A 25,767-nucleotide genomic window follows, 5' to 3' on the forward strand; every position below is an offset into this window, starting at 1 on the left:
TGGGCAAACAAAAAACGGCACCCTCGGGTGCCGTTTCGCGCGACTGTTACGATGCACGCAATATCGAAGACCAAGCGAGCGATTCATCACCCAGTACAATAAAGTTGGGGTTTTGCAACGAGTCACGCTCGTTATATGACAAGGGGTCCAACTCGGTACTTAAAATCCGCCCTCCTGCTTGTTCGACAATGCATTGGGTGGCTGCCGTATCCCACTCCCCAGTCGGACCTAGACGCAAATAACAATCTACCGCGCCTTCAGCGACCAAACACGCTTTCAATGCTGCGGACCCTAGTGGGACCAAATCATAGTTGATCTCAGGGGCGAGTTTTTCTGTCACGGCATGAATATCTTGACGGCGGCTAATGGCAATCGAGAGTGAGGTGATGGCCTCTTCTCGCTTCATTGTCGAGATGCGATGCATTTCGCCATCGGGGGTAATTTTCCACGCCCCTTTTTCTTGGCACGCATAATAAGTCACACCCGAGACAGGGGCATAGACCACTCCCATCACCGGATGGTTATTTTCCACCAGCGCAATAATGGTGGCAAAGTCGCCACTCCCCGCAATAAACTCTTGGGTACCATCCAGTGGGTCAATCAACCAGTAACGCTGCCATTGCTGACGATCACTGAGGGGCACACCACAATCTTCTTCCGATAACACCGGAATATCCGGGGTTAACGCCGTCAGTTTCTCGGTGATCAGTTTGTGTGCAGCAAGATCCGCGCTGGTGACGGGGGTTTCATCGCTTTTGGTAATTTCTTCAAAATCACCGTCTTGGTAAATATCGAGAATCACTTGTCCCGCTGCGCGGGTAATTTCAATCACATCGGGCAACAACTCAGGCAGTGGCATGCCTCACCTCTCAGATTGTAAGTACTTCAGCGCCATCATTAGTGCGGTGATACTGCGCGCTTCACAGAAATCGCCGTGGGTCAGCAACTCCTCCGCTTGAGCTAATGGCCAACGGATCACCTCAAGTGGTTCGGGTTCATCCCCTTCCAAGGTTTCAGGATACAAATCACGTGCCAACATCAGTGTCATACGGCTTGAGAAGTACGACGGAGCCAGTACGACCTCCTTGAGTGGAATAAGCTCGCGGGCGCCCAAGCCTATTTCTTCTTTCAGTTCACGCACCGCGGCCTGCTCTGGCACTTCCCCTTTATCAATTAAGCCTTTTGGAAAGCCTAGCTCATATCGCTCCGTGCCAGCTGCATATTCTCGCACCAGCAACAAATCCCCCTGTTCGGTCAGCGGCACCATCATGACCGCATTACGGCCCGAAGGCTTCATGCGTTCATAGGTACGATTTACGCCGTTACTAAACTGGAGGTCGAGCGATTCCACCTTAAATAAACGAGAAGCGGCAACCACTTGCTTAGACAGGATCTGGGGAGGTTTTCGCTGCGTCATATCCTATTTGCACCCTTTACTGATAAGCCTAACAGGCTTGATTAGCCTCGAAAAGAAAAGCGATAGCGCCCTTGTTGATCCGGCGCACCCAGCCAAGCAAGTGGCTCTTTCATTGGCGGTGGGAACGCGGCTTCCGGCTTGAGCCATCCCGAAACAGAGTATCGCCCCGACGGTGTGATTGACAATGAAAACTTATTACTCAGCGAGGAAGACGCGCCTTGGCCTTCGGCGAGAATACCTTGCTGCTCACAACGGAGTGTGGCACTGGCTGGGATGTCCGCTAAACGCCCCATTGGCAAGCGTAATGCGGCTTGTTGCCACTGCAGCTGACCATCGAGTCGCTGACAGCCCGCCTCGGTAAAGGCCAGATCGCGTAATACCAGATCCACATGGCCTTCAATCGCCACATTGGCAGGGAGTGCCACAGAACTGGCAAGCAACTGGGCCGGTGCTGACACCAGCGCACGGGATAAAGAAACAGCATGGCCATCAAAGCCCACGGTTGCTTTCCCTTTCACCCCATCTGAGCTGCGAAGACGAATATCCGCTTCTAACGTTGCCGCAGTAAATAAACGGTGTACGTGAAGATCCCAACGAAGTGGACCGACGGTGTAATCTTGCCAGCGTATTTGCGCAATGCGTCCTTTCCACACTGTCCCCTCAATCGCGCCCACCTTAAGTTCAGGCGGCAAGGGGGCCAGACGCAATAGCGATGCGGGTGCGTGGATCACGACGCTGAGTACAAAAACCAGCGTACAAGCTAAACCCAAGACTATTTTTTTCTTCATGACTATCGTTCTAATTGCAGGCGATTAACCTTCACAACCCCAGCGTTATCTGTCATTTCCGTATCAAGACGCACGACCTGAATACCATGTAAGCGAGCGAGTTGGTCGAGCCAACGCAAAAGTTGGTTAAATGGCAAGGGCTCGACACCCAATTGGACACTCGCCTCACCGGGCTGCAAGCGAGTAATAGTGACACTAAACTCCCCTGCGCTGGCCGCTACCACTTGGTTTAATGGCTGATTACTGCTGGTTGGTGCGCGACTGCTTGCACCTGACTGTGCGCGCAACTGAACAATTTGCTGATGCTTTTGCTGTACATCACTCAGCAAACGTCGCTCACTAGCAAGCGCTTCTCGCGCATTGTTCGCCTCGGCCTGAATCGGCGCAATGATCCCCCAGTACAAGGCACTGAGTAGCATCACCAGTGCAGCCACCATCAATAAACGCTGCTCACGTTCACTGAGCGATTGCCAGCGTGCTTTTAACTGACTCATCATGATTCGCTCCTCAAGGTAAACTCACCACTTACGCTGTCACCATTGCGGTTGAGCTGCCCAAGCTCGGTCGTATAGTGTTCGCTCAGCAAGCCGCGTAGTCGCTCAAACTGTGCAAAATCGCTGCCGGAGGCTCGGATCACTAAGACTTCACGTGCTGCTTGATAACGTAACGCTTGCAGGTGAATACCGGGCGTTTTTTCTAGCATCGGCGCTAATTTCGCTAACCAAGGCAAAAGCGCAGCATTGTGTTGCTGTCCTTCAAGACGCGCAATTTCCGCATCCATCTGGCGAACCATGTACGATTGCGTCGGGATGCGCTGATACTGTGGCAACGTCTGGCGAAAGACAGACTCGCTCTGTGCACGTAGCGCTTCAGCCTGCTGTTGGGTATCACGAATCGTCAGCCATTGTTCAACGCCCAATAAGGCGCTAATGGCTAACACTAAACAGGCGGCAGGTAATAAAGGCTTGAGCGTTTGCTTAGTCTGGCTTTGTGGCCGATAAGGCCCAGTTAGCAAGTTCGCAGACAGAGCATGACTTTGTGTCGCCAACAGCCCTATCACAGTGTCACAGGGATGCCACTTGGCCTCCGCCTCATCCAGTCCACTGACTGGCCAATCAAGGTCAAGATGGGACGGACAATATCCATGTAAGGTGAGTGACGGGGCCTTGTCCTCGTCATCCGCGTCCACCGGATCCTGTTCCAGCACCTTTTGTTGTTGAGCTCGCCACGCGTGCGCCCAGAAACGAAGCCAGTCACGCGATCCCACCACACCTTGACTGTCATGATGCCGACACAGCCATTGCTCACCCAGTGGCGCAACCGTCAAATGGTTTGTTTGCCACGGTAAACACAGCACATCGGGTAGCCATTGCCGCGCATGGATATCTGCATCCGCCAGCGCTTGCTGCCAGGCTTGCATTTTGTCGTGGGCCACCACCGCCACGTGGGCAAGACTGCCCGAGACACTCAAAATACTGACGTGTACCCTGTCCACATCATCGGCCAATGCCTCTTCAAGTAAGTAAGGCACCACTTTATCGCGCTGACGCCGAGAGCCGGGCGGCAAGGTCACCGACCTGAGGGTCACCCAAGTGCTATCCACTAAGATCACCACACGCCGCGTTTGCGCTTGCTCCGTCAAAGCTGACAGATGATCGCATTCACCGGTCGCGGTGACCTGATTGTCACTCACACGCACCTGGGCCCAAAAGATCGGCTGGCTGGCATCACTGATCCTTATTATCAGTCGCTCGCTCACGCATTCCTCCAAAGCGACGACGCACCACGCTTGTGGTGCCATCGTCTTGATAGTGCAATAACGCCTGAATGTGACGTTGGGCAGACGCCACGGTCACATCGGCCTGTAATAAAAAAAACTCGCTGGTCACCGTGAGATGTGGGATCACCTGCTCACGGGCTTTGTCATCGAACTCACTCAGGTTTAACACCGCCATAAAGGCGTCGACATTTTTCCACCCAGCATCAGGGCGCTGTGCGATCACCTGTTTGGCTTGTTCTATCGACAGCGCAGGGGTAAACAGCGCCGCCAGCAAAGGCGCCTGCTTATCCGTCAGTGTATTGACATTGATTTTCAGCTCCGCACTGGGAATCGCACAAACCTGAGCGGATAAACGCTGAAAGACCTGTGCATTGACTCCTTTGACCGCACGCCACTCGCTACGGTCGGCTAGCACGGCATCCGCCGTCACATAGGGAGGACGTAAACTCTCATAGTGGGCATCTTCGGCCCCGAGCGACTGATCCAGTTGATTGTTTTCATCCACAAAGTCTCGCGTAGATTGGGCAATCACATCCGCTTGGTACTCATCATCGACCCCACTGCCGACCAAGGCTCTGAGTACCGTCACTTCATAGGGCACCGCACTGCCTAGGGTCGCGCCACGCAGCTGCAAGCTATTCAAATTAAAGCAGGCTTGTGCATCTCGTAAGTGACCACTTACTGTGCCATCTTCTAGCGGAAAGCTGCGCTCTTTCTCGGCCCAACTTTGACTTAAATTCACCGTGTCACTGCCAGATAAACTGTCTCGCAGCACCGCTGCGGCAAGCCCTTCGACGGCCATGCCGTACCAATAGGCTTGCTGAAAATGAAGCTGATTTTCCGCGCGGTTGTAATTAGTAAATAAGCGCGATGCCATGCTACCGGCTATCGCTGTCATCAACGCCATAATCAACATCACGACCAATAACGCTGTACCGCGTTGACGACTCATTCTGCCTCCCGCTGTAGCGCTGCAGGCAGCGTTTGTCCGGCCAATAAATACGTCCGTACTAGCTGGCCATAGCGAGGATGGGTAAAACGCAGTTGAATGGCATCGGGCAGTGCGTGAGGGGTATCAAAACTGCTCTGCCAATTTCCTTTCACGTTAAAGCGGAAGGTGAGATCATCAATATCATCCAGCAATGTCATCACCGCCGGTTGTTCACCTGCAGCCTGATCCGGATAGCGCCAACGTAACCGCTCTAACTTGCCATCTCGCTGGCGATAACCCACCGCCACCACTTCGCTACGCGGAAAACGATACTGGGGATTAATCCAACCGGTACGAGTAAAGCGCACGCCCATGGCATCCCCGCCCAGCACCTCTTTGCCTGCGGTTAGTAATTGCTCACTGGGGGCTTGGCCATCCATACGCTGGCGTCGCGCGGCCATTTGGCGAAAATCACTGTCCATGATCACCAGTGCACGCTGTAATTGTTGCAGCGTTTCTCCCACTTGGCGCGATTGCTCGTCACTGCGCTGCACCGTCTGTAGCACTTGATACGCAGTCAGGCTAATGCTGGCGAAGACCACCAGCGCCAGTAACACTTCCAGTAAGGTAAACCCCTTTTCAGCGCGTGGCGACATAGGTCCTCACGGTTACCAGTGGGTTGTCTGTCGATTCTGCTGCTGCAACGGCGAGATCCACCGCTCGCAGTGGTCCCGTGTTAGTCGCAATCGGCGTCAACTGCCACTGCCAGCGCTGCCCGGCCATCTCCGTGGTGCCTTGGGTGGCTTTGTCCGGCACCTTGCCGCTCAGCACTACCTCAGCCAACTGATTGTCAGCCACCATCGCCGCCAAGGTTTTTTGCTCCAGGCGACTTAGTGAGCGGGTATGCTGCCCAGTGGCTTTCATCACACTGAGCGCGGCAACCGCAAAAATGGCCACTGCAACTAGCACTTCCAGTAACGTCATCCCATGTTGGGTCTTAGGCATCATCCATCCTCCTCGGCCCGCTGCCAGCGAAATTGCGCCAGTTCATTGGCCTTTAATTGCCACATGGCACGACCGTCGGTTTCGATGGTGAGCGTAAAGGGAGTGATTTCGCCATTCGGTAATAGCCAAATCTGAGGAGGCGCTACAGCGGTTTCACCGTCTTCTTCAAACATGTTTTCGAACAGCGGTTTGTCTTCAAATAACCGGTCTTGCTGCTGCCAACCAAAGCCATCCATACTTAACGCAAAGCGGCTTTGTTCAGGCAAGGTCCCTTGGGTTGCCCAACGATCACTGCTCACCGTTTGCCAGTTTTCTTCGCCTAACTTCAGCAATTGATAATCATGGTTGTTGATCCGCACCCCGTAAGTCTGCCCTTCCAGCCAACTTTGCTCTGCCCATAACTTAATGCGCTGATACAAAGCTTGGCCGGCTTGCTCGGTCCGGGTGTCAACAGGCTCAGGCCACACCATCACCACGCCTGAAGCGCTGACGGCAATAATCACCACCACCAACAGGATTTCGAGTAACGTGAAGCCCGCCGCCTGACGCATGTTATTGCAGCTCGTTCAGGTTCCAGTTACCAATATCTTGATTGATCCCTTCACCGCCTTCTTGCCCATCCGCGCCTAGCGAGAACACATCAATCACACCATGCTCACCTGGGCTCACATAGCGATAGTCATTGTTCCAAGGGTCTTTAGGCAAACGCTTGATATAACCTTGTGCCGGATAGTTACGTGGCACGGGCTCACTTTGTGGCTTGGTCACAAGTGCATCAAGTCCTTGGTCGGTGGTGGGGTACTGGTTGTTGTCCAGTTTGTACATATCCAGCGCATTTTCGAGCGCGCTGATATCTGCGATCGCCTTTTGCACTGCTGCTTTATCTTTGTTGCCCAATAAGTTCGGGGCGACAAAGCTGGCTAGCAAACCAATGATGACCACCACGACCATCACCTCGAGAAGCGTAAAACCTTGTTGACGACGCATCTTGTTCTCCTTGTTTATTATCATAAAATCACAACCCCACCATGTTGTTCATGGCAATAATTGGCATCAAAGTGGCGACGACAATAAAGAGCACCAGACCTGCCATGAGCACAATCATCAGCGGCCCAAACACACCTAATGCCACGTTCACCTGCGCCTCAAAATCTTTATCTTGGTTGTTCGCCGCCCGTGTGAGCATGGGTTCAAGTTCCCCACTGCGTTCACCGCTGGCAATCATATGCAACATCATGGGCGGAAAAAGCCCAGATTGATCCAGTGCCACTCGCAAGCTAGCACCTTCTCGCACCTTATCCGCGGCCTCGAGCACTCGGGTACGCACATACTGGTTGGTAATCACCTGTGCGGCGACCTTCATACCATCCAAAAGCGGGATTGCACTGGCAGTACAAATAGCGAGTGTGCGTGCAAAGCGCGATGTGTTGAGGCCTCGTGCAACGCGCCCCAAGACCGGTAACGACAACTTTTGTTTGTCCCACGTCAATCGCCGTTGCTTGTCCTTCAGCAATGTGCGTATTCCCGCACTGAGTAAGATAAGGCCACCCACGACCCAAATTCCCCATTGAGTAATAAAATCACTGGCGTTGAGGAGAAACTGTGTCGATGCGGGTAAGGATTGGCCGGTTTGAACAAACTGGCCAACGATGTCAGGCACCACGGTCGCCAACAAAAAGGCGACAATCACCACAGAGAAAAACGTCAAAATGGCGGGATACAGCATCGCTTGTAGTAGGGTTGATTGAATGCGCTGACGATTTTCCACATAGTCCGCCAATCGCTCCAGCACCGTGCCCAAATGACCGGCTTTTTCGCCCGCCGCAATCATGGCACGGTACAGTTCATCAAACACTTGCGGATAATCGGCGAGCGCATCAGCAAGGGTATAGCCTTCCATCACCCGCGCGCGCACACTGGTTATCATACTGCCAATACGCGGCTTCTCGGCTTGCTCCGCCACCGCCCGTAAACACTCTTCCAGTGGCATCGCAGCCTCAATCAAGGTCGCCAATTGACGCGTGATCAACGACAGCTCTTGGGTGCTAATACCGCGATTGCGTGATGAAAACAAAGGCCGCGACGTCTCGGTCTTTTGCTGGCTACGCTTGCGAGTGGTTGTATTGACCACCAATGGCGTCAGCCCATTGTCACGGAGCTGCTGGCGCGCCTGTCGAGGCGTATCCGCTTCAATCACACCTTTGCGTTTACGCCCTCGCGTATCTAAAGCTTGGTAATCAAACGCCGCCATCAGGTCTCCTTGGTGACTCGCATCACTTCTTCAAGCGTGGTTTTTCCTTGTAGCACTTTGGCCAGTCCGTCGTAGCGGATACTCGGACTCTGTGCGCGCACCGCTTGTTCAATCGCATGCTCACCCGCATCGTGATGAATCAGTGCTTGCACCTTCTCGTCGACCGTCAGCAGTTCATGAATCCCCGTTCGGCCCTTGTAACCTTTGTGGTGACAACGCGAACAGCCCCCCGCTTTATACAAGGTGACGTTATCGCCAGGCTGAGCCAACCCCACATCCACAAACAATTGCTGCTGGCTGGCATCGGCTTGATAAGGGATACGGCAATCGCTGCAAAGGGTGCGAACCAAGCGCTGTGCTAGCACGCCAAGCAAGGAGGAGGAAAGCAAAAAGGGCTCGATGCCCATATCGCGCAAACGTGTTACCGCCCCAATGGCGGTGTTGGTGTGTAAAGTCGACATCACCAAGTGACCAGTGAGAGACGCTTGCACGGCGATTTGAGCGGTTTCTAAGTCGCGGATTTCCCCCACCATAACCACGTCAGGATCTTGACGCAGCATGGCTCGCAACCCTCGCGCAAAGGTCATATCGACCTTAGGATTAACTTGGGTCTGCCCGATACCGGGAAGATCAAATTCGATCGGATCTTCCACCGTGAGAATATTGCGATCTTCACTGTTAATGGTTTGTAAACCCGCATACAGCGTGGTCGATTTCCCCGACCCCGTTGGGCCTGTGACCAGTAAGATCCCGTGCGGTTTATGTATGAGATGGCGGAAGTTCTCGTGCAATTCAGGCACCATCCCCAACTGAGCCAAGTCGAGTTGTACCGCGTTTTTATCGAGCAAACGCATCACCACACGCTCACCGTGAGAGGACGGCATAGTCGATACCCGCACATCGACGGCGCGACCGCCGATGCGGACCGAGATGCGCCCATCTTGTGGCACACGCTTTTCGGCAATGTCGAGTTTGGCCATCACTTTGACACGTGATACCAGCAAGGGGGCTAACTTGCGGCTCGGCGATAAGACTTCGCGCAACACCCCATCGACACGAAAACGGATCGACAATGCATGCTCAAAGGTTTCGATATGGATATCCGAGGCACTTTCCTTGATCGCTTCACCCAGCATGGCGTTAATCAACTTGATGATAGGGGCGTCGTCCTCAGACTCAAGCAAATCCTCGCTCTGCGGCAACTCTTCGGCCAATGAGAAGAAATCATCACTGTCTGCATCGGCGCCAATGTCAGCCATCAGCTGCTGCGCATCCGCACTGTCTCGCTGATAGAGCACCGTCAATTGCTGCTCAAAATAGGCCTCATCCACGGTTTCAGGCACTAAGCACGCACCCCATAACCGTTGCACTTCAACCAAGGTCTCAGGAGCCACCGACGGTAAACACAATAACCGAGCCTGCGACGCATCGGACTGAATTAACACCCCATGACGACGCGCAAAGCCAAACGGTAACTGCCATTTACTCTCTGGCTCGTTCGCGAGTGCGGCCGTTCGATCCGTCATCCTGCCAGCTCCGCTTGTAATGCACGCACTTCGGCCGGCATCACCGCATCACTCTTATAATCAGGCAACACAGGCTTTTTCGCATCTGGCATCAATTTGACCCCATCTTGTGCGCGCAGCAGTTGTTCGGCACGGATGTAATTATATTTACGCTGTGTCACACCATCTGCGGTTAAGCCGGTACGAATAATGGTGGGCTTGATAAACAGCATCAGGTTTTTCTTTTCTGTCCCCGTAGAAGTGGATTTAAACAAATGCCCCAGCACCGGAATATCTCCCAATAAAGGCACTTTGGACTCACTTTCTACAGTACGCTCATCAATCAAACCGCTGAGCACAATCATTTGCTGATCGCCCACCATCACTGACGTGTTTAATTGGCGTTTACCAAAGCGCACATCCACGGCGCCACTGGCCCCCAAGACATTCGACACCTCTTGCTCAATATCCAAGAGCACCGCAGAGCCTTCATTAATTTGTGGGGTAACTTTTAGTTTGATACCCACATCTTTACGCTCGACGGTTTGGAACGGGTTATCGTTATTCGAACCGGTCCGTGAACCGGTAATCACAGGGACTTCCTCACCGACAATAAACGACGCTTCTTGATTATCCAGCACCATCAAGTTGGGTGAAGAAAGGATATTGGATTCGTTATTCGAGGCCACCGCAGTCACCAACGCGGTCCAATCTCCCATAATGACCCCGGCGGCAATACCATTTAATCCACCTAACACTTCATTGAGCGCGGAGTAATCACCTGACTCTTTGATTTCAACAGTTTTTTCTTCACCGTCAATGATCCGCGTTTCGGTACGTGTCCTGTCTTTGGTCGCTTCTAATCCACCGAGATAACTCGATACACCAACTCCTGTATTGGTGAACTGAATGCCACCATTTTCAAGCGAGCCCCACTGGATGCCTAAATTGGCGCCATCAGACTCTGACATCTCTACGATTAGTGCTTCAATCAGTACTTGCGCACGACGAATATCCAGCTGAGAGATCACACTTTCCAAGGTTTTGAGGATATCGGGCGGCGCAGTGATCACCAACGAGTTGGTGCCTTGGTGCGAAGAAATTTGTACCGCTTGCTTTTGGGCACCCGGTTTACTCTTCTCTTCTTTTTCTTTCAGTAAGTTATCTGACACACCTTGAAGAACATCTACCACATCTTCCGCTTTGGCGTAGCGCAGGTAAATGACTCGGCTGTTACCTGTGGTCGCCATTTCCTGATCAAGCTGTCTGATCAGCTTTTTCACTCGTTCGCGTACTTTAGGTTCACCTGAGACCAAAACGGCGTTTAAGCGCTCATCAGCGACAAAGCGTGGTTTAAGGAGATCGGGGGCATTATTGGCGTTGTCTCGCTCGTTTAGCGCTTCAACAATCCGTACCATTTCTGCGGCAGAGGCGTGATCTAAACGCACCACTTCCACCTCTTTATCGCCGGCTTGGTCCACTCGACGGATAATGTCAGTCAAGCGATTTACGACCGCTGCACGCCCAGTAATCATGATCACATTAGCCGGATCGTAGTGGACTACGTTACCCGCTCCCGCATTGTTAATCAGCTGGCGCAACAAAGGGGATAGCTCACGTACCGACACATTTTTTACCGCGACTACGCGAGTGACAACTTCATCCCCCACCACACTATCGTCTTCACCGACCACAGGTACCGGTGAGGTTTTGGCATCTTTGTCGCGGACCACTTTAACGACACCATTTTCCATCTCGACCACGGCAAAGCCATACACTTCGAGTACGTTTAAGAAAAACTGATAGTACTGTTCATCGGTCAGGGTATCGTAACTACGAACATTGATGGTGCCACGAACCGAGGGATCAACAATGATGGTTTTTTCGAGATTACGGCCAACGATCTCAATAAATTCCTGAATATCTGTGCCCTTAAAAGAGGCACTAAACTCAGCGGCGCCGGCTGGGATACCAGAAAAGAGAAGGCTCGCGGCCATCAGATAGGGGATCAGTCGTTGTTTTCCCTTCACGTCACACTCCTACGGCCGCTGACGGCGAATGCTGTGGATTAAAGTTGAATCGAGATGTCATGTTGTTGTCCTTGTCGCTCGATAACCAAGTCAAGCGATCCCTGTTGTTGAATGCGTCCTAGAATATCAGGCAGTGCTGCGGACTGACTTAACGTCAGGCCATTGATAGCGACAGCAATATCCCCTGCCTGTAAGCCGGATTGCTCAAAAAAGATTGGATTGCGTCCCGGTGTGAGGCGAAAGCCCTTTATTTGATCGCCTTCGCGCACTTGTGACAGCTGCACAAAGTCAAATAAGCGTTGCGGGTTCTGGCTAAGCTGCTGCGCTAAGTCGGCAGGCCAGTCAGGGCTGGTCTGCCGCTTGGTCGCCATCGACTTTGGGGGCGTCGACGCATCAGTAGGGGAGGAAAAAACGGTCTGCGGTGTACTATCTGCATCGACCCCTGGCATAAGGAGCGCTTCGCGTCTTGACCCTTGGCGTAATATCACCCGATCGGATAAGACTTGATCGACACTGACTTGGGTCCCTTTCACCTGCTCACCCACACCGTAAGTCACTTGACGGCCGCCGTTCGCGATCACGGCCAATGCACGCTTCGGATCGTTACTGGCTACCACGCCAACCAAAGTTAGGCGTAGCCGGGTTTCGGGCACATTGGTCACCGCATGTTGCGTGGGTTGGGCGGCCGCTTGGTAACGCCCAAACAATTGGGCATTAACGATAGGTGCCAACGAAAAAGGATCCGTCGCAGCGCGAGAGGACGACGCCGACTGGCTTGCCACAGACATTACAGGTGCAGGTGCAGGTGCAGGCGCATAAAACGCCCACACCATTCGCCCAGCCAACCATGCCAGAACGAGGAACAGTAAAATGTTTAGCCACGTCGCAAGTCGTGCCACCTGCTGCGGTGACACAGTGAACGTGCCATGCTGGCGTCCTGCCTTACGCATCATCCCTTCCAAACCAAATTGAGTCACCGAGTGTCCATTGATGGCTTTTTTTACCATCAAGTTCCATCATTAGATTACGAAAAGCTGGGCATACTAGCAAAAACACGATGTGATATTGAGATAATTTTCATTTTTGTCGTAATCCCACATCCTAACCAAGCCAGCACATTTAGGTCAGATTGTACCTCGACGCTGTGATACTGCTCTAAAGGAATTTTTGTGCTAATGTCGCCCATCCGGATTGCGCAGGAGTTGAGTCATGAAAACACACGCATCGGCGCCCTTGACGGCAGTCAGGCTAGACAAGTGGCTATGGGCCGCTCGGTTCTACAAAACACGGTCAATCGCACGTAACATGATTGACGGCGGCAAGGTGCATTATAATGGCCAGCGCGCCAAACCTAGCAAAATGGTTGAAGTAGGTGCTGAGATCCGACTTCGGCAAGGACACGAAGAAAAAACCATTACTGTATTAGAATTATCAGAGCAGCGTCAGGGTGCGCCGATTGCGCAGACGCTGTATCAAGAAACCCAAGACAGTATCAAACAGCGTGAGCACAACACGGAAATGCGTCGCTTACACGCACACAATCCGCGCCCAGAAAACCGGCCGGATAAGAAACAACGCCGAGATATTCGTAAGTTTAAACAAGGCATAGAGTAAGGCCGATCCCACTAACCAGGCCCTAAGCCGGAGAGATTGCATGTCAAACGATCAACTACACCGTTACCTATTTAAAGATGTGTCTGTGCGTGGTGAGCTGGTCAAGCTCGATGAAACCTATCAACGCATCTTGGAAAACCAAGACTACCCTGCGCCCGTCCAAGCGCTACTAGGGGAGATGCTTGTCGCCACCAGCTTACTCACTGCCACCTTAAAATTTGAAGGCTCAATTACCGTACAACTACAAGGTGACGGTCCGGTATCACTGGCGGTGATCAATGGTGACCATCAGCAGCAACTGCGCGGTACCGCACGCCTGAAAGGCGACATCAAAGCCGATGCAACCCTACCTGAGATGCTTGGTAAGGGGCAGCTCATTATCACTATCGAACCGGTCGACGGCGAACGCTATCAAGGCATTGTGGGCTTAGACTCGGATCATCTGCAAGGCTGCCTTGAAGACTACTTTGCGCGTTCAGAGCAACTGGAAACGCGACTTTGGTTGCGCACCGGTGAGTTTGATGGCAAACGTCACGCGGCCGGAATGATGCTGCAAGTGCTACCGGATGGCAAAGGGGACGATAACGACTTTGACCATTTGGCGAAGCTGACTGAAACCGTTAAAAATGATGAATTATTTGGCCTTGACGCAAAAGATGTCCTTTATCGTCTATATCACCAAGAAAGCGTGACCGTTTTCGATCCTCAGTCAGTATGCTTCAAATGCAGCTGCTCACGCGAGCGCAGCGCACAAGCGATAGCCGCCATAGAACGCAGCGAAGTCGATAAAATGATTGCAGAAATGGGCACGATTCGTTTGCACTGTGATTATTGCGGCAGTGATTATGCGTTTGACAGCGTCGATGTCGCAGCCATCTTTGAGCAGAACGCCGATTCATCGTCACAAATGCAGTGAAAAACGTGCTACATATTTAGTTGCATAAAACAAAGAAACCCAACTTAGTTCAAAAGCCAGCATCAAGCTGGCTTTTTTCTTGGTCTCCTCGGACACATCTCACATTTTTTTGCGCATTAATTTTGTACAAACAATAAGAGCTCTGTGGGTAGCGCAAACGTTTAACTAAGCGTTACCATAGAGGGAGTCACGTCACCTGGTGGTCAGTACCCTACAATCAAAATAGCCCTAGTGTGCGTGCGGTAATTTTTTGCAGTAACTCCCTGAATGGCACTATTCAGGTTGCTAGCATAAAGACAGTTAACAACATCTTACCCCAAGGAGCACCTATGACTGTCCTGAACGTCGAATCCGAAGTCGCCGGCATCGATCTTTCCCGTCATGGTCTGGAAAATGTCAAAGAAGTCATTCGCAATCCCTCTTATGAACAGTTGTTCGAAGAAGAAACCAAACCTGGGCTGGAAGGCTATGAAAAAGGCGTGGTGACTGAGCTCGGCGCTGTGGCGGTGGATACCGGTATTTTTACTGGCCGTTCACCAAAAGATAAATACATTGTGCGTGACGACACCACCCGCGATACCGTGTGGTGGTCCGATCAAGGGAAAAACGATAACAAGCCGATTGATCACGCCGTTTGGAAAGATTTAAAAGCCTTGGTTACCCAGCAACTCTCTGGCAAACGTCTGTTTGTGATTGATGGCTACTGCGGTGCCAACCCTAACACACGTTTACGGATCCGTGTGATCACCGAAGTGGCGTGGCAAGCGCACTTTGTGAAAAACATGTTTATCCGTCCTACCGATGAAGAGCTAAAAGACTTTGAGCCAGACTTCGTGGTCATGAACGGTGCTAAATGCGTCAACAATAAATGGCGCGAGCATGGTTTGAACTCGGAAAACTTCACGGTCTTCAATCTTACCGAGCGCATGCAGCTTATCGGCGGGACATGGTACGGCGGCGAGATGAAAAAAGGCATGTTCGCCATGATGAATTATTTCTTGCCCTTGCAAGACATCGCGTCCATGCACTGCTCGGCAAATATGGGCAAAGACGGCGACGTCGCGATTTTCTTCGGCCTATCTGGCACGGGTAAAACAACCCTCTCCACCGATCCGAAGCGTCAGCTGATTGGCGACGACGAACACGGCTGGGACGATCATGGTGTGTTTAACTTTGAAGGCGGCTGCTATGCAAAAACCATTAAGCTGTCCAAAGAAGCAGAGCCCGATATTTACAATGCCATTCGCCGCGATGCGCTGCTTGAAAACGTCACCGTACGTGGCGATGGCCGTATCGACTTTGACGACAACTCCAAAACCGAAAACACCCGAGTGTCTTACCCGATTTATCACATCGATAATATCGTTAAGCCAGTGTCGAAAGGCGGACATGCCAACAAGGTGATCTTCCTCTCCGCGGATGCGTTTGGCGTGCTACCGCCGGTGTCTAAACTGACGCCTGAGCAGACCAAGTATCACTTCCTGTCAGGCTTTACCGCCAAGCTGGCCGGCACTGAGCGTGGTATTACAGAGCCAACCCCTACCTTCTCAGCTGCTTTCGGGGCCGCATTCTTGACCTTGCACCCAACCAAGTATGCAGAAGTGTTGGTCAAACGTATGGAAGCGGCAGGTGCAGAAGCCTACCTAGTGAATACTGGTTGGAACGGCTCAGGCAAGCGTATTTCGATTAAAGATACCCGCGCCATTATTGACGCTATCTTAGATGGTTCGATTGAGAAAGCAGAAACGAAGACGATTCCTATCTTCAATCTCACCGTGCCCGTCTCACTCGACGAGGTCAACGATGGCATCCTTGACCCGCGTGACACCTATGTCGATCCACTCCAGTGGGAAAGCAAAGCGAAGGACCTTGCCCAACGCTTTATCGATAATTTCGACAAGTACACCGACACCCCAGAAGGGGCTGCTTTGGTTTCAGCCGGGCCTCAGCTCGACTAAATCATCCCACTTACGCCCCATAGCGATATGGGGCGTACTTTTTGCCTAGCAGTTGAATTTAGGCCACTTTTGCGCCAGTCTTAATCCATTCATCGTCACCGTTTCTCGCTCCAATAGGATTTGCCCATGCGCATCCTGGCCAAACTGATTGCCAGCTTGATCATCCTGATTGTCACCGCGCTTTTCGTGGTTGTGGTGCTTTTGCATACCCGTTACAGCACACCTGTCTTTAATACCGTCTCCCAGACCCTGTTACCCGGTAAACTCACCGCGGCACAAGTGGGGTATCACTGGCGCTCACCGCTGCAACTGACATTGATTCAACCGGATTATCAAGCCTCCCAAACCGATTGGCATGCGGACAAACTACAACTTTATATAGACCCCGCGACCTTTCCACACATTGCTTGGCTACGCATTGATGGTATGGATATTGACCTTGATGCGCTGGACGCCAACCCATTGCAGGAATTACCTCAAGGGCTGACTATTGGTCGAGTGCTACTAAGTGATGTCACCCTACACACGCCGCACTGGCAAGCCACCAATGTACGTGCACAACTCGATAATTGGCAAAAAGGCTCCCAAGCCTATGGCACAGTGAAAGGACGAGCACAATGGGAAATAGGCTCGCTTAACGGACAAGGTATCGCCTTAACCCAATTACTACTGGATGCGAAACCGAGTGACCAAGGGTGGGAGATTCTAGGCGCCTCGATGCAGTGGCAACGCGCTGCAATCAGTGCGCAAGGTCATTGGCAACCCGGCACTCTCGCGCTCGAGCAACTCACTATCAGCGATGCGGTGATTGATAGCGAGAAAACCCGCCAGATCCTCGCGCAAGCACTCGCGGCTTGGCCTCACGATACCGTGTTAACCGTCGCCCGTGCCGACGTAAGACAACTCAGCGCAGAAACGCATCTCCTGTCGGTGAACCAATTAACCTTCTCGGCGCAAAATCTTCGTTTCGCCCCCAACGCGCCTTGGTGGTATCAACCGGCGATGCGATTGTCATTCAACGCCGATTATCTGCGCTGGCAAGGCCAAACTTGGGAACAGCCGCTGGGCGATATCGAGTGGCGAGATAACGCAGTGATCGTCAATCAGCTCACCAGCCAATTGCAGGAGGGCTTTTTTGCTGTGTCTGGCCAATTCACCCAGAACAATTGGCAGATAGACCGTTTTCAAGCCAACGGTTTAACCCTCTCTCGCCAAGAGCTTGATCCCCTTCAAGACTTGTTACCCGGTATACCGACCCAACTGAGCATCACCAGTTTACAGCTAAAGCATAACGAGTGGCTTAACTTATCCCCTGACTTTGCCACCAAAATCAGTGGCATTGATGTGGATGGCCAATCTCTTGAGATCCGCGATGGCGAGCTAGTCAATGGTCTCATTACAGCCAGCGCCAACCATGCAAGTATTAACCAGCAGTGGCTCGCAGAGCCCTACCTGCGTCTTGAGGCTCATGATCGTAAGCTTCAGCTGCACCAATTTTTACTGGGTTTTCCCGATGGCCAACTGGCGCTGTCTGGGCAGATCAATCTCGCCGCACCGAGCCGACCTTGGTCACTGGCCGTTGACGGTTTGCAAATTCCCTTGTCCATTTACCATGCTTGGTTCGATTGGCCACTACCGCTAGACGGCTTTCACGATATTGAGGGGCAATGGTCAGGGCTGGCGGCAGACGCGCACAGTTTTAAGGTGGGGTTGAACGGTCAGTTAGCCGTCACTTTTCTCGACAGCGCTGCGGCGCAAACAGACCCATCTGTGGATCAACCTTGGTCTATTCGGCTCGCACACTGGTTGAAAGGGGAGACGGTCCTGCCTGAGGCAAGCCACTTGGTTCCGCTACCTTTTGCATCGCTGACGCTCAATGCCGATCGCGGTGACATTCGCGCCACGCTCAGCGGCGAGCAAACCCTGTCACTCCGCTGGCCGATTTATCAAGCGACAGAGCCTAACCTCAGCGAATAAGGCGCTAACGCAGCAGAGCCAGTTGCGGGGCCGGCTGCGTCGTTGCCGCATCATCCGATGGCAGTAAGACATAGGTGCCCGTGAACACTCCTGCCTGTTCATCACCACTGAAAAACGCCACTTCTAGCGTCACCCGCGCTCGACGCCCGTTTTCGAGTCGGTCTAGATCGCCGCTTAAACTGTCTAACGACACGCTGGCACGGGGACGCTCTGCCACCGGGCGACGATAGCGAATATGGCTGTCTGCGAGCACAATATCCGCACTCAGCTGACGCTCTTTCATCAGCAACCACACCATGCCCCAACCGGCGAGCGTGGCAAGGCTGAAAATGCTGCCTGCAAACATGGTGTGATGCGGGTTTAGATTGGCATTGAGGTTGGCGCACACTTCGAAGCGATAGCCGGTAAATTGAGTGATTTTGACCCCCATTTTGTCACTAATGGGGATCTGGTGCTGCCAGCGCCTTTGTAGCTCAGCGCACCATTCAGGTCGACGCACGACATCCGACAGTGGATCTAAATGCTTCACCATTTGTTGGTGTCGGATAGGGCCACGCTCATCACTCAACTCACCTTGGCTAATAAATTCATGCTTGGCATAAAAACTGACCGCGTCCTCACGCGCATTACAGACTAAGCGCTTGGCCCCTTCTTGGCGCGCTAACGACTCTAATGCCATCAGTACCAACGCGCCCAGGCCTCGGCTGCGATAGTCCGGTGAAACCGCCATATAACGGATTTGACCGTCGTTATCTGGGGTCAGATACAACCGCCCAATCGCTACAGGCTCGCCATTGCCATCGACAATCATTCGATGGCAAGCACTGACGTCATACGCGTCGCGTTCAGAGCCACGCGGTGCATGCCAAGGCTCGCGTAGCATGCGATAACGAAAATCGTAATACCGCGCCAGATCTTGCTCTGTTTGTGGCGTCACCATTCGGAACATGCCTGTCTCTCCCTGTTAGGCTGGTTAAACCTGAAGCCAAAATGTGACCGGTCCATCATTGACCAAACTCACTTTCATGTCTGCGGCGAACTGCCCAGTTTGGGTCTGAAGCCCCGCTTGGCGACAGTGATCACAAAACAAATCGTACAAACGTGCCGCCTCTTCCGGCGCCGCGCCTGAAAAGCTCGGACGCATCCCTTTTTTAGTATCGGCTGCAAGGGTGAACTGCGAGACCACCAGCAGCTCGCCTCCAGCCTGAGCAACATTGAGGTTCATTTTGCCGGCATCGTCTTCAAACACCCGATAGCCAGTGACTTTGTGCGCCAGTTTGGCAGCCTGCGCATCGGTATCCCCTTTTTCTACGCCTAATAGCACCACCAGCCCTTTGCCAATGGTACCGAGGGTATTGCCCTCAACCGTGACGTTCGCTTCACTCACGCGTTGAATTAAGGCGATCATAACGCTCCTTATTGTCTTCATTTTCAATCACAGCAGGGACAGGTGTGTCTCGCGGCGCCGCATCCCCTTGAGGTCGCCACAGTGCCGACTCATGCAAGGTGGCCGTCACTTGAGCACCAAACAACACAATGCACCAGCTAAAATACACCCAAACAAATAAAATCGGCACCACGGCCAGTGCACCGTATATCAGCTGATACGAAGGAAAGTGCGTGACATACAACGCGAACACTTTTTTGCTCAATTCAAACAAAATGCTGGCAGCTGCCGCGCCCACTAACGCATGGCGCAATCGCACTCGGGTATTCGGCACCAGCGTATACAGTCCCATAAACGTGAGCGTGGTTAACACAAAGGGTAATCCACGCAGCAAGGTGGTTAATAAGTCGCTGGCGACGCCACTTTGTAAGAGCGATAGCGACGTCAAATACGAGCTTAAGGCAATGCTGGTACCAATCAAGATAGGGCCCAGCGTCAGCACCATCCAGTAGATCGAAAAGGCGATCATCATTGGTCGCTTGGTCTTAATCTTAAAGGTGTGGTTCAAGCTCTTATCAATGGCAGAAATGAGCATAATGGCGACCACGAACAAAAAGCAGACCCCCACCGCGGTCATCTTGCCCGCGTTGGCGACAAACTCATTAAGGTAACGCGCGACAATTTCGCCCGCCGCTGGGACGAAATTCTTGATCACAAACTGCTGCAGTGTTTCGCCCACTTGCGAAAAGCCGGGAAAACTCGAGAAAGCAGACAGCACCACGGTGACAAGCGGGACCAAGGACAACAAGGTGACATAGGCCATATAGCCGGCGCTCACGGTGAGCCTATCTTCTCCCATTCGTTGCCACAAATGACGAACCATGGCCTGTAGCCAGTCACGTGAGCATTGCCATGAGGGCATGTCACGCAGCGGATTATCGAGCATACCTTGTTCCTAACCTTGTGTTAGCCTTACGCTTATTCAGTGTACATGATTTATAACCAAGGAGTTGCCTGTGCGGGCCGTGCTACTATTTTTGACCAGTTTAACCCTGATGACCGGCTGTCAGTCTGCCTATTACGCAGCGATGGAGCAAGTCGGCGTTCATAAGCGCGATATCATGGTCGATCGTGTTGAAGATGCTGCCAGTGCGCAGCAAGAGGCACAAACCCAGTTTAACGACGCGCTTGAAGCATTGACCACATTGACGCAGTTTGATGGCGGCGAGTTACAAGCTGCTTACGATACAGTCAATAAGCAATATCAAAAAAGTGAAGCAGCAGTGACTCAGGTTCGTGACCGCATTGATGCCTTGGACGCCGTGGCGCAGGCCTTATTTGCTGAGTGGGACGAGGAGCTGGCGCTATACACCAATCCACGCCTCAAACGCGAGAGTGCCCAGCGTTTGCGAGCCACACAAGCCGAGTATCAGCGCTTGTATGATGCCATGCAACGCGCCGAACGCACCATGACACCCGTGCTAAATACGCTGCAAGATAACCGCTTATATCTGAAACACAATCTGAATGCACGCGCCATCGGTGCACTCCAAGGCGAGTTCAAAAATCTCGCCGGTGATATCGATCGCGCTATTGCCGATATGCAGCGTGCCATTCAAGCGTCCGATCGGTTTATTCAAACCCTTAATTAATCCGTAGGCAAAAAAAAAGGCACCCGAGGGTGCCTTTTTGACGCTTCGCATTCACGGTTTAGCCTTTACGGCCTGCACGCTTACGCTCAGTTTCAGTCAGTAACTTCTTACGAATACGGATGCTTTCTGGTGTCACTTCCACCAGCTCATCGTCATCGATAAACTCAAGCGCTTGCTCAAGGGTAAACTTGATGGCAGGTGTCAGTACCTGTGCATCATCAGTACCAGACGCACGTACGTTGGTTAGCTGCTTACCTTTCAAGCAGTTAACGGTCAGATCGTTAGAACGGTTGTGAATACCGATGATTTGACCTTCGTACACTTCATCACCGTGCTCAGCAAACAGACGGCCACGCTCTTGCAAGTTAAACAGAGCATAAGTCAGTGCTTTACCCGCCGCGTTAGAAATCAGTACACCGTTAACACGTTGACCGATATCACCGCCTTTAAATGGGCCGTAGTGGTCAAACGTGTGGTAAATCAAGCCAGAGCCCGAGGTCAGGGTCAAAAACTCAGTCTGGAAGCCAATCAGGCCACGAGACGGCATCATAAAGTCCATACGGACACGGCCTTTGCCGTCAGGCAACATATTGGTTAATTCACCTTTACGCAGACCGATGTTCTCCATCACGCCGCCTTGGTGCTCTTCCAGTACGTCAATGGTCACGGTTTCAAACGGTTCCAGTTTTTGACCATCTTCTTCTTTGATGATCACTTCTGGACGTGATACCGCAAGCTCGTAGCCTTCACGACGCATGTTTTCGATCAGGATAGACAGGTGCAGTTCACCACGACCGGATACGCGGAACTTATCTGGGTTATCCGTTTCTTCAACGCGCAGTGCAACGTTGTGTACCAATTCCTTTTGCAGACGCTCAAGAATGTTACGCGACGTAACGTATTTACCTTCCAGACCCGCAAATGGCGAGGTGTTAACTTGGAAAGTCATGGTTACAGTTGGCTCATCGACGGTCAACGGTGGCAGCGCTTCTGCATTGCTTGGATCGCAGATGGTATCTGAAATTTTCAGCTCGCCAAGACCGGTGATAGCAATGATGTCACCCGCTGTCGCTTGCTCAACGTCGTTACGCTCAAGGCCCAAGTAGCCCAGTACGCCACCTACTTTACCGTTACGCTTGCTGCCGTCGGCGCTAACAATGGTCACCTGTTGGTTAGGCTTCACTGAGCCGCGAGTAATACGGCCAACACCGATAACGCCTTTGTAAGAGTTATAGTCCAGCTGAGAGACTTGCATTTGGAATGGGCTGTTGATGTCAACATCCGGCGCTGCAACGTTATCAACGATCGCATTGAACAGCGGTTCCATGTTCTCGCCTTCGGTGGCTTCGTCTAGGCTCGCCCAACCGTTTAGTGCGGATGCGTAAACCACTTGGAAATCTAGCTGCTCGTCTGTCGCACCCAAGGTGTCAAACAGATCGAATACCTGATCCATAACCCAATCAGGACGCGCACCTGGGCGGTCAATTTTATTGATAACCAAAATTGGCTTCAGACCGTGTGCAAATGCCTTTTGGGTGACAAAACGTGTTTGTGGCATTGGGCCGTCAACCGCATCAACCACGAGCAACACAGAGTCAACCATCGACATGATACGCTCTACTTCACCACCGAAGTCGGCGTGTCCAGGAGTATCGACGATGTTGATACGGTAGTCATTCCAGTTAATGGCGGTGTTTTTCGCCAAAATGGTGATGCCACGCTCTTTCTCAATGTCGTTCGAGTCCATGACACGCTCTTCCACTTCACCGCGGGTTGCTAGCGTGCCGGACTGCTGCAGCAGCTTATCCACTAGCGTGGTTTTACCGTGGTCAACGTGGGCAATAATGGCGATATTTCTCAATTTATCAGTCTGTAAGTTGGTCATGGACTCTCTTTTCACTCGATAGACGGGGGCGCGCGCCGAACCTTGGGTTAAACACACCTACCACGACGGTGCCGCCACCTGATTAAAAAAACGGCCGTAATGTACCAGATTTTGTCGCAAAACCCACCTAAATATGTGAATCAGCGCAAAGACAATGACGGACTCTTGTGTTCACGCTGGTGAATTATTAAGCAAATACAACGGCTCAGTGAGAAAAAGACCAAGATGAATTTTTAAAGGCAGACCACACTCTCACCGCCATTTGTCTGCTATAACTTCGAGGGCTGCACGGCTGTCGTGCGAATCCAACACCACTGCCGAGTTATTTGCACCATAGCAATGCATTGATGCACAATAATGGTGCATACAGACAGTGTTTCGGTGCCCATTAATCGTCGCGTTGCCCGTCAATGGGGCAATTAGCACGTTTAAAATTGTTGGCACAGTTTTCGCTTTGTACTGTGCAAGGAGCAAACCCAGCTTACCCTTTTATTTTGACACCGGAGGTTATTTCACATGTCAGTAGAAAACGTGCTCGCATTGATCCAAGAGAACGAGGTGAAATTCATCGATCTGCGCTTTACCGATACTAAGGGTAAAGAGCAGCATGTCTCTATTCCTTCACACCAAATCGATGCTGACTTTTTCGAAGAAGGCAAAATGTTTGATGGCTCATCCGTCGCCGGTTGGAAAGGCATCAACGAATCAGACATGATTATGATGCCTGACCCAAGCTCAGCCGTGCTGGACCCATTTACCGAAGAAAGCACGCTCAACATTCGCTGTGATATTCTTGAGCCCTCAACCATGCAAGGTTATGAGCGTGACCCTCGCTCGATTGCCAAACGTGCCGAAGACTACATGCGCGCAACTGGCATTGCTGATACCGTCCTGATCGGTCCTGAACCAGAGTTTTTCTTGTTCGATGACGTGAAGTTCGCCACCGATATGGCTGGCTCTTTCTACAAAATTGATGATGTCGAAGCGAGCTGGAACTCGGGCTCGGCGCTGGAAGGCGGTAACAAAGGCCACCGTCCGGGCGTAAAAGGCGGCTACTTCCCAGTTGCCCCTGTGGATTCATCACAAGATATCCGCTCTGCCATGTCATTAGTGATGGAAGAAATGGGCCTCGTGGTTGAGGCGCACCACCACGAAGTGGCAACCGCAGGACAAAACGAGATCGCAACCCGCTTTAACACTCTGACCACCAAAGCGGACGAAATTCAGATCTACAAGTATGTCGTGCATAACGTCGCGCACGCCTTTGGTAAAACCGCAACCTTTATGCCAAAGCCACTGGTTGGTGATAACGGCTCGGGCATGCACGTACACCAATCACTCGCGAAAGACGGTCAAAACCTGTTTGCCGGTGACAAGTACGGTGGCCTGTCCGAAACCGCTCTTTACTACATTGGCGGTATCATCAAGCATGCGCGTGCCATCAACGCCTTTGCCAACGCTTCAACCAACTCCTACAAGCGTCTGGTTCCCGGTTTTGAAGCGCCTGTCATGCTGGCTTACTCCGCGCGTAACCGTTCTGCGTCTATCCGTATTCCGGTGGTGCCGAGCCCGAAAGCACGTCGTATCGAAGTCCGCTTTGGCGATCCGTCTGCGAACCCATACCTGTGCTTTGCTGCGATGCTGATGGCTGGTCTTGACGGGATTAAAAACAAGATCCATCCAGGCGATGCGATGGATAAAGACTTGTACGACTTACCCGCAGAGGAAGCGGCGGAAATCCCAACCGTTGCCGAGTCCTTGAAAGAAGCCTTGCAAGCCCTTGATGCCGATCGTGAATTCTTGACGGCTGGTGGCGTGTTCTCGGATGACTTTATCGACTCTTACATTGGCCTAAAAGCCGGTGACGTGGAGCGCATCCAAATGACCACGCACCCTGTTGAGTTCGAACTTTACTACTCAGTGTAAAGCGCCCACCAACAGAAATTACGGCCCACCTCGCAGGTGGGCTTTTTTATGCTTGAGCCCGCCTAATGCCGTTTTACACTCAGTGTTTTACCGTGACAAGGCACAACAAACATGAAATGGTTTCTCGTAACTTGGTTGCTTATCACACTGCCTTGTGCAGCCACCAGCGTCTATCAATGGACCGATGCGCAAGGGGTTTTGCATCTCAGTGATACGCGGCCGGTTGGCGAGATATCGGTCACTGAGCATACGGTGACATCCTTTACGCCATCCACGCCGCCGGTCTCACCTTCATCGAGCCTGACACCGGCCTCTCCCTCAACCGAGCCGGACATCGCCGTGGCGCTCTCACTGCTCCACCCTGCTGAAGGTGCGACCTTGCGCAGCAATCCCGGTAAGCTCACAGTCTCGGCATCAGTCCGTCCCGTCCATGCAGCCACAGAGTCGGTAGTATTGCTCCTCGATGGTGCAAAGGTAGCGCTTTCCCCCCAGCAAACCACACAGCGAGATCAGCGAACGTTGCATTGGTATATTGAGCCAGTCGATCGGGGCACTCACTCGGTGCAAGTGCAATACATTGAAAACGGCAAGGTTATTGCATTATCTCCCGTTCATCGTTTCTTTTTGCACCGTGCACATCTCAATCAACCGTCGCGTCAGACGCACTAGTGAGGCGGTTATCGCCTGATGACAACCGATTGAGTTCACAAAGCCACCGACGGGGGCTGCACGGTGTACAGAGTTT

The 25,767-nt window shown here is 52.3% G+C and carries 25 protein-coding genes; 7 read left to right on the top strand and 18 right to left on the bottom strand.

Annotated features, from left to right (window positions below):
- Positions 1 to 46: 46 nt before the first annotated feature.
- From cysQ to gspC, 14 genes are all read right to left on the bottom strand, one after another.
- Entirely contained in the window at positions 47 to 859 is an 813-nt protein-coding gene (gene cysQ / locus BGK46_RS16725; RefSeq protein ID WP_069591221.1) for a 3'(2'),5'-bisphosphate nucleotidase CysQ, read from the bottom strand.
- Positions 860 to 862: 3 nt separating this feature from the next.
- Positions 863 to 1,417: an ADP compounds hydrolase NudE gene (nudE, locus tag BGK46_RS16730; RefSeq protein ID WP_069591222.1), complete on the bottom strand. Its 555-nt coding sequence runs from the start codon at positions 1,415 to 1,417 to the stop codon at positions 863 to 865.
- A gap of 41 nt (positions 1,418 to 1,458) precedes the next feature.
- The gene (locus BGK46_RS16735; RefSeq protein WP_069591223.1) at positions 1,459 to 2,205 is read right to left on the bottom strand and encodes a type II secretion system protein N; all 747 of its coding nucleotides are present in this window, start codon (positions 2,203 to 2,205) and stop codon (positions 1,459 to 1,461) included.
- A 2-nt stretch (positions 2,206 to 2,207) separates the two neighbouring features.
- On the bottom strand, positions 2,208 to 2,702 hold the full coding sequence (locus BGK46_RS16740; RefSeq protein WP_084781562.1) for a type II secretion system protein M: 495 nt from the start codon (positions 2,700 to 2,702) through the stop codon (positions 2,208 to 2,210).
- The gene (gene gspL / locus BGK46_RS16745; protein ID WP_069591264.1) at positions 2,699 to 3,898 is read right to left on the bottom strand and encodes a type II secretion system protein GspL; all 1,200 of its coding nucleotides are present in this window, start codon (positions 3,896 to 3,898) and stop codon (positions 2,699 to 2,701) included. Before gspL ends, BGK46_RS16740 begins: the two co-directional genes overlap by 4 nt.
- A 34-nt stretch (positions 3,899 to 3,932) precedes the next feature.
- The gene (gene gspK, locus BGK46_RS16750) at positions 3,933 to 4,937 is read right to left on the bottom strand and encodes a type II secretion system minor pseudopilin GspK (RefSeq protein WP_069591225.1); all 1,005 of its coding nucleotides are present in this window, start codon (positions 4,935 to 4,937) and stop codon (positions 3,933 to 3,935) included.
- Positions 4,934 to 5,572 carry a type II secretion system minor pseudopilin GspJ gene (gene gspJ / locus BGK46_RS16755; protein ID WP_069591227.1) on the bottom strand — a complete coding sequence of 213 codons (639 nt, stop codon included), beginning with the start codon at positions 5,570 to 5,572 and terminating at the stop codon, positions 4,934 to 4,936. Before gspJ ends, gspK begins: the two co-directional genes overlap by 4 nt.
- Positions 5,556 to 5,921: a type II secretion system minor pseudopilin GspI gene (gene gspI / locus BGK46_RS16760; protein WP_069591266.1), complete on the bottom strand. Its 366-nt coding sequence runs from the start codon at positions 5,919 to 5,921 to the stop codon at positions 5,556 to 5,558. The genes gspJ and gspI overlap by 17 nt, the downstream gene beginning before the upstream one ends.
- Positions 5,921 to 6,472: a type II secretion system minor pseudopilin GspH gene (gspH, locus tag BGK46_RS16765; RefSeq protein WP_069591229.1), complete on the bottom strand. Its 552-nt coding sequence runs from the start codon at positions 6,470 to 6,472 to the stop codon at positions 5,921 to 5,923. Before gspH ends, gspI begins: the two co-directional genes overlap by 1 nt.
- A 1-nt stretch (position 6,473) precedes the next feature.
- Positions 6,474 to 6,932 carry a type II secretion system major pseudopilin GspG gene (gspG, locus tag BGK46_RS16770; protein ID WP_069591231.1) on the bottom strand — a complete coding sequence of 153 codons (459 nt, stop codon included), beginning with the start codon at positions 6,930 to 6,932 and terminating at the stop codon, positions 6,474 to 6,476.
- A 4-nt stretch (positions 6,933 to 6,936) separates the two neighbouring features.
- Positions 6,937 to 8,172, bottom strand: coding sequence for a type II secretion system inner membrane protein GspF (gene gspF / locus BGK46_RS16775; protein WP_069591233.1), 1,236 nt, complete (start codon positions 8,170 to 8,172; stop codon positions 6,937 to 6,939).
- Positions 8,172 to 9,698: a type II secretion system ATPase GspE gene (gene gspE / locus BGK46_RS16780; protein ID WP_069591234.1), complete on the bottom strand. Its 1,527-nt coding sequence runs from the start codon at positions 9,696 to 9,698 to the stop codon at positions 8,172 to 8,174. The genes gspF and gspE overlap by 1 nt, the downstream gene beginning before the upstream one ends.
- Entirely contained in the window at positions 9,695 to 11,674 is a 1,980-nt protein-coding gene (gene gspD / locus BGK46_RS16785) for a type II secretion system secretin GspD (protein ID WP_069591268.1), read from the bottom strand. Before gspD ends, gspE begins: the two co-directional genes overlap by 4 nt.
- A 71-nt stretch (positions 11,675 to 11,745) precedes the next feature.
- The gene (gspC, locus tag BGK46_RS16790; RefSeq protein WP_084781566.1) at positions 11,746 to 12,714 is read right to left on the bottom strand and encodes a type II secretion system protein GspC; all 969 of its coding nucleotides are present in this window, start codon (positions 12,712 to 12,714) and stop codon (positions 11,746 to 11,748) included.
- 202 nt (positions 12,715 to 12,916) lie between these two features.
- On the opposite strand from gspC, the gene hslR reads away from it, so the two are divergent.
- From hslR to BGK46_RS16810, 4 genes are all read left to right on the top strand, one after another.
- Positions 12,917 to 13,321, top strand: a complete 405-nt coding sequence (hslR, locus tag BGK46_RS16795) for a ribosome-associated heat shock protein Hsp15 (RefSeq protein WP_069591236.1) — start codon at positions 12,917 to 12,919, stop codon at positions 13,319 to 13,321.
- Positions 13,322 to 13,361: 40 nt separating this feature from the next.
- Positions 13,362 to 14,237: an Hsp33 family molecular chaperone HslO gene (gene hslO, locus BGK46_RS16800; protein WP_069591237.1), complete on the top strand. Its 876-nt coding sequence runs from the start codon at positions 13,362 to 13,364 to the stop codon at positions 14,235 to 14,237.
- A 329-nt stretch (positions 14,238 to 14,566) separates the two neighbouring features.
- The gene (pckA, locus tag BGK46_RS16805; RefSeq protein ID WP_069591238.1) at positions 14,567 to 16,195 is read left to right on the top strand and encodes a phosphoenolpyruvate carboxykinase (ATP); all 1,629 of its coding nucleotides are present in this window, start codon (positions 14,567 to 14,569) and stop codon (positions 16,193 to 16,195) included.
- 126 nt (positions 16,196 to 16,321) lie between these two features.
- Entirely contained in the window at positions 16,322 to 18,172 is a 1,851-nt protein-coding gene (locus BGK46_RS16810) for an AsmA family protein (RefSeq protein ID WP_069591240.1), read from the top strand.
- Between the two features lie 4 nt (positions 18,173 to 18,176).
- On the opposite strand, the gene BGK46_RS16815 is transcribed toward BGK46_RS16810, so the two are convergent.
- Genes BGK46_RS16815 through BGK46_RS16825 form a run of 3 tightly spaced genes read right to left on the bottom strand, consistent with a single transcriptional unit; the run spans position 18,177 to position 20,481 of the window.
- Entirely contained in the window at positions 18,177 to 19,121 is a 945-nt protein-coding gene (locus BGK46_RS16815; RefSeq protein ID WP_069591242.1) for a bifunctional GNAT family N-acetyltransferase/hotdog fold thioesterase, read from the bottom strand.
- Between the two features lie 24 nt (positions 19,122 to 19,145).
- Positions 19,146 to 19,580, bottom strand: a complete 435-nt coding sequence (gene dtd, locus BGK46_RS16820) for a D-aminoacyl-tRNA deacylase (RefSeq protein WP_069591243.1) — start codon at positions 19,578 to 19,580, stop codon at positions 19,146 to 19,148.
- Positions 19,552 to 20,481, bottom strand: a complete 930-nt coding sequence (locus BGK46_RS16825) for a virulence factor BrkB family protein (RefSeq protein WP_175418676.1) — start codon at positions 20,479 to 20,481, stop codon at positions 19,552 to 19,554. The genes dtd and BGK46_RS16825 overlap by 29 nt, the downstream gene beginning before the upstream one ends.
- A gap of 94 nt (positions 20,482 to 20,575) precedes the next feature.
- On the opposite strand from BGK46_RS16825, the gene BGK46_RS16830 reads away from it, so the two are divergent.
- Positions 20,576 to 21,211 carry a DUF2959 domain-containing protein gene (locus tag BGK46_RS16830; protein WP_139130810.1) on the top strand — a complete coding sequence of 212 codons (636 nt, stop codon included), beginning with the start codon at positions 20,576 to 20,578 and terminating at the stop codon, positions 21,209 to 21,211.
- 58 nt (positions 21,212 to 21,269) lie between these two features.
- Here the strand turns inward: BGK46_RS16830 and typA are convergent, their stop codons facing one another.
- On the bottom strand, positions 21,270 to 23,096 hold the full coding sequence (gene typA, locus BGK46_RS16835; RefSeq protein ID WP_069591246.1) for a translational GTPase TypA: 1,827 nt from the start codon (positions 23,094 to 23,096) through the stop codon (positions 21,270 to 21,272).
- Positions 23,097 to 23,612: 516 nt separating this feature from the next.
- Between typA and glnA the strand changes: the two genes are divergently transcribed.
- The gene (glnA, locus tag BGK46_RS16840; protein ID WP_069591248.1) at positions 23,613 to 25,022 is read left to right on the top strand and encodes a glutamate--ammonia ligase; all 1,410 of its coding nucleotides are present in this window, start codon (positions 23,613 to 23,615) and stop codon (positions 25,020 to 25,022) included.
- Positions 25,023 to 25,133: 111 nt separating this feature from the next.
- Positions 25,134 to 25,691: a DUF4124 domain-containing protein gene (locus tag BGK46_RS16845; RefSeq protein ID WP_069591250.1), complete on the top strand. Its 558-nt coding sequence runs from the start codon at positions 25,134 to 25,136 to the stop codon at positions 25,689 to 25,691.
- Positions 25,692 to 25,767: the final 76 nt, after the last annotated feature.

It is taken from the genome of Salinivibrio sp. SS2 (assembly GCF_001722075.1).
Classification (GTDB): Bacteria; Pseudomonadota; Gammaproteobacteria; order Enterobacterales; family Vibrionaceae; genus Salinivibrio; species Salinivibrio proteolyticus.

Excerpts from the sequence above, each read along its gene's own strand:
- cysQ (WP_069591221.1), bottom strand. The coding sequence starts at position 859 with ATGCCACTGCCTGAGTTGTTGCCCGATGTGATTGAAATTACCCGCGCA.
- nudE (WP_069591222.1), bottom strand. The coding sequence starts at position 1,417 with ATGACGCAGCGAAAACCTCCCCAGATCCTGTCTAAGCAAGTGGTTGCC.
- BGK46_RS16735 (WP_069591223.1), bottom strand. The coding sequence starts at position 2,205 with ATGAAGAAAAAAATAGTCTTGGGTTTAGCTTGTACGCTGGTTTTTGTA.
- BGK46_RS16740 (WP_084781562.1), bottom strand. The coding sequence starts at position 2,702 with ATGATGAGTCAGTTAAAAGCACGCTGGCAATCGCTCAGTGAACGTGAG.
- gspK (WP_069591225.1), bottom strand. The coding sequence starts at position 4,937 with ATGAGTCGTCAACGCGGTACAGCGTTATTGGTCGTGATGTTGATTATG.
- gspJ (WP_069591227.1), bottom strand. The coding sequence starts at position 5,572 with ATGTCGCCACGCGCTGAAAAGGGGTTTACCTTACTGGAAGTGTTACTG.
- gspI (WP_069591266.1), bottom strand. The coding sequence starts at position 5,921 with ATGCCTAAGACCCAACATGGGATGACGTTACTGGAAGTGCTAGTTGCA.
- gspH (WP_069591229.1), bottom strand. The coding sequence starts at position 6,472 with ATGCGTCAGGCGGCGGGCTTCACGTTACTCGAAATCCTGTTGGTGGTG.
- gspG (WP_069591231.1), bottom strand. The coding sequence starts at position 6,932 with ATGATAATAAACAAGGAGAACAAGATGCGTCGTCAACAAGGTTTTACG.
- gspF (WP_069591233.1), bottom strand. The coding sequence starts at position 8,172 with ATGGCGGCGTTTGATTACCAAGCTTTAGATACGCGAGGGCGTAAACGC.
- gspE (WP_069591234.1), bottom strand. The coding sequence starts at position 9,698 with ATGACGGATCGAACGGCCGCACTCGCGAACGAGCCAGAGAGTAAATGG.
- gspD (WP_069591268.1), bottom strand. The coding sequence starts at position 11,674 with ATGGCCGCGAGCCTTCTCTTTTCTGGTATCCCAGCCGGCGCCGCTGAG.
- gspC (WP_084781566.1), bottom strand. The coding sequence starts at position 12,714 with ATGGTAAAAAAAGCCATCAATGGACACTCGGTGACTCAATTTGGTTTG.
- hslR (WP_069591236.1), top strand. The coding sequence starts at position 12,917 with ATGAAAACACACGCATCGGCGCCCTTGACGGCAGTCAGGCTAGACAAG.
- hslO (WP_069591237.1), top strand. The coding sequence starts at position 13,362 with ATGTCAAACGATCAACTACACCGTTACCTATTTAAAGATGTGTCTGTG.
- pckA (WP_069591238.1), top strand. The coding sequence starts at position 14,567 with ATGACTGTCCTGAACGTCGAATCCGAAGTCGCCGGCATCGATCTTTCC.
- BGK46_RS16810 (WP_069591240.1), top strand. The coding sequence starts at position 16,322 with ATGCGCATCCTGGCCAAACTGATTGCCAGCTTGATCATCCTGATTGTC.
- BGK46_RS16815 (WP_069591242.1), bottom strand. The coding sequence starts at position 19,121 with ATGTTCCGAATGGTGACGCCACAAACAGAGCAAGATCTGGCGCGGTAT.
- dtd (WP_069591243.1), bottom strand. The coding sequence starts at position 19,580 with ATGATCGCCTTAATTCAACGCGTGAGTGAAGCGAACGTCACGGTTGAG.
- BGK46_RS16825 (WP_175418676.1), bottom strand. The coding sequence starts at position 20,481 with ATGCCCTCATGGCAATGCTCACGTGACTGGCTACAGGCCATGGTTCGT.
- typA (WP_069591246.1), bottom strand. The coding sequence starts at position 23,096 with ATGACCAACTTACAGACTGATAAATTGAGAAATATCGCCATTATTGCC.
- glnA (WP_069591248.1), top strand. The coding sequence starts at position 23,613 with ATGTCAGTAGAAAACGTGCTCGCATTGATCCAAGAGAACGAGGTGAAA.
- BGK46_RS16845 (WP_069591250.1), top strand. The coding sequence starts at position 25,134 with ATGAAATGGTTTCTCGTAACTTGGTTGCTTATCACACTGCCTTGTGCA.